This is a genomic window from Cohnella sp. SGD-V74 (assembly GCF_003001675.1).
In the GTDB taxonomy this organism is placed as follows: domain Bacteria; phylum Bacillota; class Bacilli; order Paenibacillales; family Paenibacillaceae; genus Cohnella.
Genome location: NZ_PVYW01000008.1, coordinates 155,119 through 166,830, shown reverse-complemented (window position 1 = coordinate 166,830; position 11,712 = coordinate 155,119). Strand labels below are relative to the sequence as shown.

At 55.0% G+C, this 11,712-nt stretch carries 8 protein-coding genes and 1 CRISPR repeat array (1 of these 9 only partly in view); all 8 genes read right to left on the bottom strand.

What is annotated here, in order from left to right:
* Positions 1-176: a CRISPR direct-repeat array (repeat unit 32 nt; unit sequence GTCGCTCCTTGTACGGGAGCGTGGATTGAAAC); it reaches 250 nt to the left of the window's first position.
* A gap of 166 nt (positions 177-342) precedes the next feature.
* A complete protein-coding gene (locus B0G52_RS14215) occupies positions 343-2,751 on the bottom strand; it encodes a hypothetical protein (protein ID WP_094045356.1) in 2,409 nt (802 codons plus the stop codon).
* Between the two features lie 62 nt (positions 2,752-2,813).
* On the bottom strand, positions 2,814-4,427 hold the full coding sequence (locus tag B0G52_RS14210; protein ID WP_094045354.1) for an extracellular solute-binding protein: 1,614 nt from the start codon (positions 4,425-4,427) through the stop codon (positions 2,814-2,816).
* A gap of 47 nt (positions 4,428-4,474) precedes the next feature.
* Positions 4,475-5,371 (bottom strand): carbohydrate ABC transporter permease, encoded by an 897-nt coding sequence (locus tag B0G52_RS14205; RefSeq protein WP_094045352.1) that lies wholly within the window; start codon positions 5,369-5,371, stop codon positions 4,475-4,477.
* A gap of 24 nt (positions 5,372-5,395) precedes the next feature.
* Positions 5,396-6,340 carry an ABC transporter permease gene (locus tag B0G52_RS14200; protein WP_094045350.1) on the bottom strand — a complete coding sequence of 315 codons (945 nt, stop codon included), beginning with the start codon at positions 6,338-6,340 and terminating at the stop codon, positions 5,396-5,398.
* A gap of 155 nt (positions 6,341-6,495) precedes the next feature.
* Positions 6,496-8,214: a sensor histidine kinase gene (locus tag B0G52_RS14195; protein ID WP_094045348.1), complete on the bottom strand. Its 1,719-nt coding sequence runs from the start codon at positions 8,212-8,214 to the stop codon at positions 6,496-6,498.
* A gap of 3 nt (positions 8,215-8,217) precedes the next feature.
* Positions 8,218-9,753 (bottom strand): response regulator transcription factor, encoded by a 1,536-nt coding sequence (locus B0G52_RS14190; RefSeq protein WP_094045346.1) that lies wholly within the window; start codon positions 9,751-9,753, stop codon positions 8,218-8,220.
* Positions 9,754-9,951: 198 nt separating this feature from the next.
* Entirely contained in the window at positions 9,952-10,746 is a 795-nt protein-coding gene (locus B0G52_RS14185; RefSeq protein ID WP_198960648.1) for a carbohydrate ABC transporter permease, read from the bottom strand.
* Between the two features lie 66 nt (positions 10,747-10,812).
* A complete protein-coding gene (locus B0G52_RS14180; RefSeq protein ID WP_094045554.1) occupies positions 10,813-11,697 on the bottom strand; it encodes a carbohydrate ABC transporter permease in 885 nt (294 codons plus the stop codon).
* Between the last annotated feature and the right edge of the window lie 15 nt (positions 11,698-11,712).

Genomic DNA, 11,712 nt, shown 5'->3' with positions numbered 1-11,712 from the left:
GCCTTTCATCGACAGTCGCTCCTTGTACGGGAGCGTGGATTGAAACTAGATCCAAAATATTACACGACACGATTCGACAGTCGCTCCTTGTACGGGAGCGTGGATTGAAACGACTGTACAAGGAATTAGGTAATGCTTTTGAAGGTCGCTCCTTGTACGGGAGTGTGGATTGAAACTATATTATCCCTAATCAAGAAGCTAAAGCTGCCGCCGCTCCCTTGCAGGAGCATGGATTGAAACAACTCCGGCAGGAATGTAACGTACCAAGTTCACTCCCTACCCCAAAGCAAAAAGCCGACCGACAAGGACCCGGAGACCCGGGGACCTGGCGATCGGCTCTTTTCACTCGTCGGCGGAGACCGTCTCAGGGTCTCCGTACAACCACACTTTAACGGCGACGTCCGGCTTCGGGTCGCCTATGAACTTGGCGCTGAACGACAGCGTTTGTCCGCCATGACGGACGGTCGGAGCTTCGGCGGAGGCTTCGACGACGCGCAGCAGGTTGCGGTTCGCGTCGTAGACGCGTCCGGTCCGGGTGCCGTCGCATTCCAGATACTGATTCGCGGCGATTTCCGTATCGAACGTCATATAGACGCCGTCGGTGTAGAAGGTGGGCCGCTGCACCGCAGCGTCCTCGTTGCCGTAGGACGGACGCACGCGCATGGTGAAGCGAAGCGGCTGCTCGGCGTACTTGTTGAACATCGCCCAATCCGAGCCGCCCGGCTGTCCCGGCTGCTGTTCGGCCGGAGTGCAGACGAGAGGCTTCGTCGCCTGCACCGGATACAAATTCCAACGCTGCGGTCCGACCGGCTCAAGATGCCAATCTCCCTTCGGTTCGACGAGCCTCTCCCGCTGCTCCGCGCTGAACGCGCCGAGTCGCCGCGCCGTCTCCCATTCCCGCACCGCCGCCAGCAGCGCTTCGATGTTGCCGTTACGCTTCAAAACCTCTTCATCCGCAACAAGCGCGAATCCCGCTCCGAAGCCGGCCGCTTTGGACAGCACCCACTCGATCTCGTCCAGCGCCGTCGACTCGAAGCGGTCGGACGCCGAACGGACAAGGAACCATCCGAGCATACGCGGAATAAAATTACGCTCGAAATACCGCTGATTGCTGAGCCGCCACTCCAGCTGCCCTTCGCGCGTCTCCGCTCCCCACGGCTCGCCCCAGTTGAAACGGGTGGCCATATGCCACAGGTAATTCGGCACGACGATGCTCGCGTCGTTGATCACTTCCCGTCCCCAGCTCCGATATTGCCGCTCGACGAACCGAATGACGCCGTAATCGTCCTGCCCGGTCGCGTACAATCCCTCCAGACCGTCGAACGAAACCTGCCGAATATCGGCCCCGTTCATCAGTTCCGCAAGCCGATCGGCATATTCGTCTTGCAGCTCCAAATCCGGAAACACGACGTCGTACGGATGGTCCCATAGCCGAGCCACCGTCTCTCCTTTGCCATGCTTCGATGCCGCCGTGCCATGCATGCCCCGCTTTACGCCAAGCAATCGCCACGGCTTCGTCTCCGATACCGCTGCGTATTCCACCAGTTCGCTGCCGATACGCGCCGTTTTGCGATATAGCGCAACGGTAAACGGCCAAGGCTCGTCGATCGTTAGACTGTCGCCCCGCTCATCCGCCTCCTCCGCAAGCACAGCCGCTCCAAGAGGCTGCAGCCGTATGTCCGGCACCGGCGTGACGTAAGAATCGTTTAGCGTCGTAAAATTGCTGAGCGTATGGATGCCGAGCGATACGCCTTCCGCTCTTGCGGCCTCCGAGCAACGCCTCAGCCCTTCATCGCCGCTCGGGAAGCTGCCGCGCTTCAGCTTGAAGTGTCCCCATTGCTCGAAGGGATCGGGGTGATATACATAGCTCAGTCCAGCAAGCTTGGCGTACTGGACCGCCTCCCCGATCGTCTCTTCCGTAAAAGCGGTAATCAAGTAGGATTGATTGGCCGCCGGAGATGTCTTCCCCCACTGTCCTTCGATAGTCGGGTGAGGAAGACCTTCCCCCAGCTCGATCTGCTCTATCGTTTCTAGCACCTCTTCGACGGGACAACCGAACAAAGCAATCCCGCTCCCGACAATGACCGCATCCTCGCCCTCAAACGGCCGCACTTCAGTGGCGGGCACGTTCCATGCCTTGCGGATCGAGCGCTTCGTGCGATCGCGGGCGTACGCTTGCAGTGCGCTGCCGCCGTCCACCGTCGGCCAGGCAGTACAGACGGGATACTCAAATTTGTTGTCCGACCCCCGGCGGCCATTCGGGTCCGGAGCGTCTCCCTCGCTGTACGACGGCGCCATGTACGCTAATCTGTCCAGCTCCAGCGGCCAGCCGCCGACCGTTTTCGCATTCAGCACCTGAAGGGCGATCGCGAACCGGCCGTCGTGCACGACACCGACCGACTCTCCGATCGAACCGCCGATCCGTGTGCGGAACGGCCCCCATATAACGGCATCCGGGCTGCCCGACTCGATGGTCAGCACCTCCAGAGCCGCGTAACTATCCCGAACTGCAACGCCGACCTTAATCTTCGTCCCATTCGGATACGTCAGTGTCAGCGTCCCGGTTCTGTCTTCCTGCTCGCAGCCCGCCGGCTCCTGCAACTCCCCGTCCTGCACGAGCCTCAGCAGCGGCGACGGATACATCGCCATAGGCAAGCCTTCGGAAGCGCCAACCTTATCGGCTTGAAGCCGAGCCTCTCCGCGTTCGTTAATCTCCAGAACAAGCTGACCTGCTCGAATGTGATAAGTCATTGAAGCTCCTCCTCCAGAAGAAGGCTGCCGCCATTCGGCCAGCAGCCTTACGCGAAGCTATATTATTTCAAATATTGATCATAGATTTGCTGGGCCTCTTCGAGCACTTTGTCTCCGCCCATCTTCTTCCACTCGGCGACAAATCCGTCGAACTCGTTCAGCGATTTGCGTCCCGTAATAAAATCGATAAACGTCGTCAACGTAAATTGCTTCAGCTTATCCTGATTTTCGTTGTAGATCGGCTTGCTGAACGGCGCGAGGATGTCGATCACGCGCGAGCCTTGAGCACGGGTATCCTTGGCCAGCTGGCGCAAGTCCTCATCCGATGTGTACGACGTTTGAAAATCGTAATCGTTGAACGATCCGGCCATAGAATAAGCAACGATGCCCGCTTTCTTGCGTTCGTCCTCGTTATCGTACGGCGGAAGGAACTCGATCGTTCCCTTATCGCTCCGCTTCCAGTGCGTGCCTTCGATTCCAAAATTAATCGCTTCGTACGAATCGGGCTCGAACTGGGTCGCTTCGAACACTTGCATGTAGCGAATCATTTTCGCTTGATTCTGCTCGAGCTGCTTGCCGAACATGACGCCGGACGCGAACGCCGGATTGTATTGCGAAATGCCCCAATTGCCGTCCGGTCCTTTAATGCCGCCCGTAGTCGCGAAGGCGAAATCCGGATTTTGCGCCTTGAGCTTATCGTACCACTGCTCGCCGCCGAGGAACGCGCTGCCCGGCAGGAACGCCCACCAATAAAACTCGATGGCCCCGATTTTGCCGCCAAGCACTTTGTCCTCGACGTTATTGCCCTTGTTGACGACGAATTCCGGATCGATCAATTCGTTCTTGTACCAGCGGTTGAGCACTTCCAGCGCCTGCTTCGCTCCCGGTTCGATTTCACCGCGAACGATCTTCCCGTCCTTCTCGCGGAAGATGTTCGGATACGCATTGAATGCGCCGAAGACGGTGCTCATCATCGACTCGATGTTGTCTCCGGCCGAGGTGATGCCGTACGTGTCCTTCTGGCCGTTGCCGTCCGGATCGTCGTTGCGGAACTTCGTGAGCGCTTCTTCCATCTCCTCCAGCGTTTCCGGCGTTTTCGCAATGCCGACCTTCTTCAGCCAGTCCTCGCGGAAAGCCAGCTGCAAGCCGTCGATGCCGATGTCCCAGATGACCGGAAGCGCGTAGATTTTACCGTCTCGGCGCACGTACTGGAACGGATCGTCGCCCAGGTAGCGTTTCAGCCAGGCCACGTATTTCGGCATGTATTGCTCGATGAGCTCCTGCGGAATTTCCGCCGCCACGCTCTGCTGCAGCAGCTTGTCGTAATCCGGGAACGACGGCTCCTTCCACCAGTCCGGAATGTCGTTCGAAGCCAGCATCAGATTCAATTTCTCTTTCATCGCTTCCCGGGTCGTCGAGATGTAGTCGACCTCGATGTTCAGCTTCTGCTGCAGCGCCGTGACCCCTGGGGAGCTCTTCACGGCCGTTCCGTCGAGATCCCAGAATGTCAGCTTCATCGGAGCCTCGGGAGAAGCGCTTTCGCTCGAACTCGTGCTGCCGCTTGGCGAAGCGCTCGGACTCGAACTGCCTCCGTTTTTGTTCCCGCTGCACGCCGACAGCAGCGTTGCCGTAAGTGCGATTGCCAATGCGAGGGACAGCCAGCCTTTCTTTTTCATCTGTAACCAACCCTTTCCCTTATCATTGTGATCTATTAAATGGGGACTTACCCCTTAATAGCGCCGATCATGACACCTTTGACGAAATACTTCTGGATGAACGGATACACGATCAGCATCGGAATGATCGAGAACATAATGACGGTGGCCTGCAATTGCCTGCCCGAGAAAGCCGTCGCTTTGCCGATGCTGTTGATCACGTTGTTGATGTCGGACATGTCGTTCTGGATGACGATTTTGCGCAAAATGACCTGCAGCACCTGCTTGCTTGGATCGTTCACGTAGATCATCGCATCGAACCAGGCATTCCAATGGCCGACTCCGACCCAGAGCGCGATCGTGGCAAGCACCGGTTTGGAGAGCGGAAGGACGATTCGGAAAAAAATCATCGCATAGCCTGCACCGTCGACGCGGGCAGATTCCTCAATCTCCTCGGGAATGCCGCGGAAAAAATTGCGCATGATGAGCACGTTAAACGCGCCGATCATACCGGGAATCACAAGCGCCCACAGCGTATTGATCATGTTCAGTTCTTTGATGAGCAGGTAAGTCGGGATTAACCCTCCCCCGAACAGCATCGTGAACAAAATGATGCCGGTAAAAACTCCGTTAAACGGTAAATCCCGTTTGGCCAGCGGATACGAGGTCAGCGCGGTGAAGAAGACAGCCAGCAGCACGCCCACGACCGTTCTCAGTATCGTGTTGCCGTAGCCGGTCCACAGCTCGGCAAAATCGAACGCCAGCTTGTAGCTTGCGAGCGTCAGCTCCTTCGGCCACAAAATCATCCCCGACGCATAGGCGGATCCGCCTGCTCCCGCTCCGTCCAGCGAAATGACGACCTGCGTCCAGAACGGATACACCGTAATCATCATAACGACCGCCATCGCCGCATACAGTACCGCATCGACCACCCGGTCTCCGCTCGACTTTTTCACGTTGATCATCGTCTTCTGCCTCCCTCTTCCGGCTTACCACAGCGCATGATCGCGTCCGCCCAGCCGCTTGACGACCTGGTTGACGACCACGATCAGGACCAGCGCCACCGCCGACTTGAACAATCCGACTGCCGTCGCGTAGCTGTAGTTCATCTCCAGCAGACCTTTGCGGTAGACGTACGTGTCGATAATGTCCGCCACTCTGTAAACCTTGACGTTGTACATGTTAAAAATTTGATCGAAACCCGCGTCCAGAATGCCGGACATTGACAGGATCAGCATGATCGCGATGACCGGGGCCAGCATCGGAATGGAAATGCGGAACATCCGCTGGAACCGGCCCGCCCCGTCCATAATGGCCGCTTCGTGAAGCTGCGGATCGATGTTCGCAATCGCCGCGAAGTAGATGATCGAGCCCCAGCCGAAGCCTTGATAGATGCTCGTCACAACGAGAATGGAACGGAAATACCGATCGTCCGCCAAGAAGAGAACGGGATCGCCGCCAAGCAGCTTAACGATCGAATTGACCGGGCCCTCAAGTGAGAAGACGGTGAAAAATATACCGCCGAGCACCACCCACGACATAAAATGCGGCAAATACGAAACGGTCTGCACCAGCTTCTTGTACTTGGCGCTCACGATCTCGCTCATCAGCAGCGCGAACAAAATCGGAATCGGAAAACCGAAGACCAGCTTGTATAAGCTAATGACAAGCGTGTTTCCCAGAATCGTGTAAAAGTAACTGTCCGAGAATACGGTTTCAAAATGCTTCAGCCCCGCCCACGGGCTGCCGACGATGCCTTCCGTCAGCTTGTAATCCTTAAACGCCAGCAGAATGCCGTACATGGGGGCATAGTGGAAAATCGCATAATACGCCATGGCCGGAACCATCATCAGCAGGAGCACCCGATATCGCTTGATGAGGCGCATTCGTTCGGATTGTATCCGCTTTCCGTTAATCGATGCCGTTTTGTTCATCCTGTCGCCTCCCCCTGCGTTTCACTATATCAGCGGCGGAGTCAAAAAGAATTATCAAAGAATTTAGAAACGCTTCGGTTTTTTACGCACTTTCCGAAAAGCCCGCAAAAACGAAAGGATCTCGCCTCCCCGCAGCCCGGCGGAGATTGGAGATCCTATTTGTCGTCGGTATCCGGAAAATAGGGAGGAACCGTCAATTCAATCGTTGTTCCCTCTTCAGGTACGCTCGCGATGGAGATTCCGTATTGTTCTCCGAATTTCAGCTTGACCCGTTCGTTCACATTCTTGAGGCCGTAGCCGCTCGACTGCGTGGAGGCGACGGCGCGAGCCAGCTCTTCCGGCATTCCCGGCCCGTTGTCGCGAACCGTGAATACGATCGCTCCTTCCCGGGCGGACGCGGAGACGCGCAGCGTTCCCCGGCCGTCGCTCTTCTTGTTCACTCCGTGCTGAATCGCATTCTCGACCAACGGCTGCAAAATCAGATTAATCGTCGAGTAGCGAAGCACCGCCTCGTCAATCTCGAATATGACGTCGAAGCTATAATCCTGCATGAGCTGAATGACTTCCAGATAGGAACGGACGTTGTCCAGCTCGTCGCGTACGGAGATGATATTGCTGCCGCGATTCAGCGCCGTCCGGTAGAAGCGCGACAATGACGTGACGGTATGGCTAATATCGTACGCGTCCTTGCGCAGCGCCTTCCAGTTGATGAAAGAAAGCGCGTTGTACAGAAAATGAGGATTGATCTGCCATTGCAGCGCCTTGAGTTCCGCTTCCTGCTGCTTGATTTTCCCGTTGTACGATTCTTCGATCAGCTCGTTGATCCGTCCCAGCATGCTGCCGAACCGGTTGGTCAGCTCGCCGATCTCGTCGCGGTCCGCGCTGCGCACGTCCAGCGTCAGATTGCCCATCTCGACTTTTTTCATCATCACGTTCAGCGCCAGAATGCGCCGGATCATCGTCCGGGAGAACAGCGTAATGACGGCGAGCATAATCGCGACGCAGATCACGATCATGCCGACGGTGGCGCTTATGATTGAGCCGGCCTCCGTAGCCGCCCGGTCGGCCGGAACGAACCAATAGATCGTCCAGTCGCTTTGCCGCAGCGGTTTCCGGGCCAGAAACAGTCGCGTATCCCCCAGCTTAACCGTCCCGTCCTTCTGCTTAAGCATCTCCTCCGCCGTAAAGCCGGGAAAACGGGCCGCGAAGGCGTTGGCGTAGATCGGGCGTCCTTGCCCGTCGGCGATTACGATGCCATTGTCATGCTGCATGTCGGCCGCGCCAAAAATCGATTCCGCCTTCAAGCTCATATGGACGACATGCGTGTAGGCGCTCCCCAGACTGCGCGGGAATTTCGCCGTCACGAACAGCCCTTCGTCGTAGAACCATCGGTACTCATTGGGAGGAGCATCCAGCGTCTCCCGGTACCAAGCCTTATCGTCTACGCGCTCGGAAGAGAGTAGAAGCGTGTCGTATTCGGGTACGTCTCCCTGTGCATAGAGCGTTATTTTGGCAATATCGTTGTCCAGGTTTTTCATCATATTGAAGTAGGGAGTCAGGTAGCCGTTCAGATCGCGGGACAGATTGACCAGGTCCAAATAGTCGTTCTCGACGATTTTCTGGAAGGTGACGTTATAGGTAATCGAGCGAAGCGTGTGGCTGTATCTCTCAAGCGAGCTGTCGATGCTGCCCGTCACCGTCGTTATGTTCTTATCGATGCCTTCAAGCGTCCGGTAATCCAGCATCTGCCGCGACTGGTTGTACGCATAGATGCCCAAAATCAGGATCGGAATAATGACGACGACCATGTATGAAAGAAACAGCTTGTTCTTGAACCGCATGCGGTTCAACAGTCCGGGCGACGTCTGGTTCATAGACTACGACTCCTCCCGGAATTGCGCGGGCGTTTTGCCGAAATGGCTTTTGAACAGTGAAATAAAATAGGGTACGTTACCGTAACCAACCTGCGGCGCGATATCCACCACCTTGGCATTGGTCGTCAGCAGCAGTTCCTTCGCTTTGTCCATTCGGTACAGCGTCATATATTTGTTCAAGCTGATGCCCTTCTGCTTCTTGAACAGGTAGCTCAAATAGCTCGGCGACAAATACACCCTCTCCGCCAGCCGCTCCAAAGACAGATCCTGATCGTATTCGCGCTCGATCCATTTCACGACCTCTTCGATCGCTTTCGAGGAGCCGTCCCCGAGCCGGGTGGCGCTTGCCGGCGAATGCTCCTCCAGAATCGCCCTCATGACCAAGCGCAGATCGGCGAGCCTCGTCGTCTTGTGTACGCTTTCAAGATGCTTGTTGAAGAGCTCGAAGTTTTTCCGCGTCGAGGCGTCGAACAACGCCTTCACGACTTCCATGCACACGTATTTGACATAAATGGACGATAGGCGGTCGCTATTCTGCAGTTGATCGAACAACTGCTCGAATCGCAAATACGCGAAGTCGAAGCGCGTACGCTCGATGTGCTGCTTCACCTCGTCCAGCATCTCCTGAACGGCGGCCGTCACCTCTTCCTCCGACGTTCGATTCGTCTGCACAACCGTCCCTTCGCCCCAGAAGAACTTTCCCTCCAGCATCGTCTCCATCGTCTGGTATTCGCGAATCAGCTGATCGAGCGTCTCTACCGGACCGCTGACGACAACGGCGACGTCCTGCCCATACTCGTTCAGCAGCCGCTCCGACAACGTTTGCGCGATGCGCACGAAATCGTCCGCGTTTTCTTCCGGCTGAGCCTCTACGAACAGCAGCGCCTGGAATTCGTTGAGATGAATCCATTCGCGCCATCGCCCGACAACGCTGTCGAGCCGCTCCTCGAAATCCGGCGGAGTGCGGTCGAAGAATCGGCTTCTCGCATCCAGCATCAGCAGACGCAGTTTCGACTCGTAGCCGAAATCGGCCAGCCTCATGCCCGCATACTCGTCAGGCTGAAGCCGCCCGGAGAGCAGATCGGCCAGCAGCCGATGTTTCTCCATCCGCGATTCCCGGTTGTACGCCATCTCCATCCGTTCCAGCTGCGCCTTCTCTTGCCGCTCCTCCTCGCACTGCTGAATGGCCTGGGAGAGCACCTTCAGCGCGTCGGTCACCTGAATCGGCTTCAGCATATAACGAATGGCGCGCACATCGATCGCCCGCTGGGCATACTCGAACTCTCCGTAAGCGCTCATAAATATGATTTTGACTGGCCAATTGGCCTCCCTGATCCGATCCGCGAGTTCCAGCCCGTCCATACCCGGCATCCGAATGTCCGACAGCACGATATCGACCGGATTCCGTTCCAGATACTCCAGCGCGCGCTCGGAGCTGTCGGCCTCGGCCAGCTCCAACCCCAGCCCGAACTTGTCGACCAGAAACCGCACGCCCTCCCGCTCGAACTTATCGTCGTCCACTACGAGCATCCTCAACATGCCGCTTCCCCCTTCTGCTTGCTCGAATGTTCAACATCTTGTTCGACACTAGTTTACGATCCTCCTGCTGTCAACATCTGGACTAAGAGTTCGCTGCCGTTCGGAATCGTTCTCTCAGTGCCTGTTAACTGCAGAACCAACTCCTACCATACGCCAAAAAACCGCTTCGCAATAAGCGAAGCGATAGGAATATTCCGATTATTTTAGTATAGCTCCGGCCGTCAGCGCATTTTCGATCTGTTCGCTTGCGGATGCGTAGACGATCATTGTAGGAAGACTGGACAAGATCATGGCGGCGCCGATTAATCCCCAGTCGGTAACTCCGATCTCCATGAAAAAGTTGGCTAACCCTACCGTCAACGGCCGGAAGGCCTCCTTCGTCACCAAAATATAGCTTAAAGGAAATTCGTTCCACACATTCATGAAGATCAATACGCATTGCGTCGCTATTGCCGGCTTAATAATCGGCAGGATGATGCGAAAATAAGATTGATAGACATTGCAGCCATCGATGCATGCCGCTTCCTCCAGCTCTTTGGGCAAGCTCCGAAAAAATGCATATAACATGAGCACACACGCAGATAAGCCGAAAGCGAATAATGGAATAATGAGACCCATGTAAGTATTCTGTATATTCAAATCAATAATCATTATAAACAAGGGGATCATGACGACATTGACCGGTATAACCAGCCCAAGCGAGATGTAACTGAGCGCGTACTTGCTGAATCTCCATTCCATGCGGCTTAAGCAGTAGGCAAGCATACTGCCGAGGAATAAGATCAGTACCAGAGTGCCGGCCGTATAGATCAGGCTGTTCTTGAAATAAACCAGAAAATTATACGATTGGAAAGCGTTGATATAATTATCGACAATCCACTGCTTCGGAAGCGCGAAGGGAGTCACATAGAACTCTTCCTTGCTCTTGAACGACATATTCAGCATCCAATACAACGGGAAGATGAAGAAAATACCAATTATGATCAACAACATCCGGATAGCTATCCGGAGAGCCCGATTTCTCATCTGCACACCCTCAATCCTTATTCCTGTCTTCCATTAAAATTCAATCTTCTCTCTTGCGACAAATCGGTTAAGTACCAATGTGATCAGAATACACTGCAAAACATAGATTACGGCTACCGCGCTGCCGACTCCAAATTCAGAAGACATAAACGCCTTGTAATACAGCTCGTATACGATCGTTCTGGAGAAATATCCTGGACCGCCGCCCGTCATAACCTCTACATGCGCGAACATGCCCATAGAGCCCAGAATGGAGATGACCAGTACAAATTTGATGACCTCCTGCAGCAGCGGAATGGTTATCATCAACGCGCTTTTTACGGGGCCGGCTCCATCCATTAAGGCAGCCTCGTAATACGTTTTAGGTATGGATTTCAATCCGGTATAAAATAACAGCGTATTCAGTCCGATGTACTGCCATAAGAATGCCACCGCAACGCTGAATATAACGATTCCTCTATCAGTCAGCCATTCCTGGGACAAGCTTTCAAGTCCGATTGCTCTCAACAGGCTGTTGAGCAATCCCCATTGCGGCTCGTAGATGGCCATCCACATCTGCGCAATGACGGTCACGGACAGAATGGCCGGCAGCATGCCGGCAGCTTTGAAATATCTGCGTGTGCCGTTCGCCTGCGAATCCAACAGAAACGCAAGCAACAACGAGATTGGCAGGCCTGCCGCAGTTGATAATAGCACGATGATGAAGGTATTCGTATTCGCCTTCCAGAACGAATTCGAAGAGAAAATCTCGATGTAATTCTTAAATCCGACGAAGCCTTGACTGCTGAAGCCATTATGTTTTTGAAAGCTGATTACGATCTCTGGAAACAGCGGATAGACGACAAATGCGGTAAAGATAAATAACGCCGGAAAGGCAAAAATAAAAATCGATGTATTCGTACTGAAAAATCGGGTCATGAACATCCACCTTGC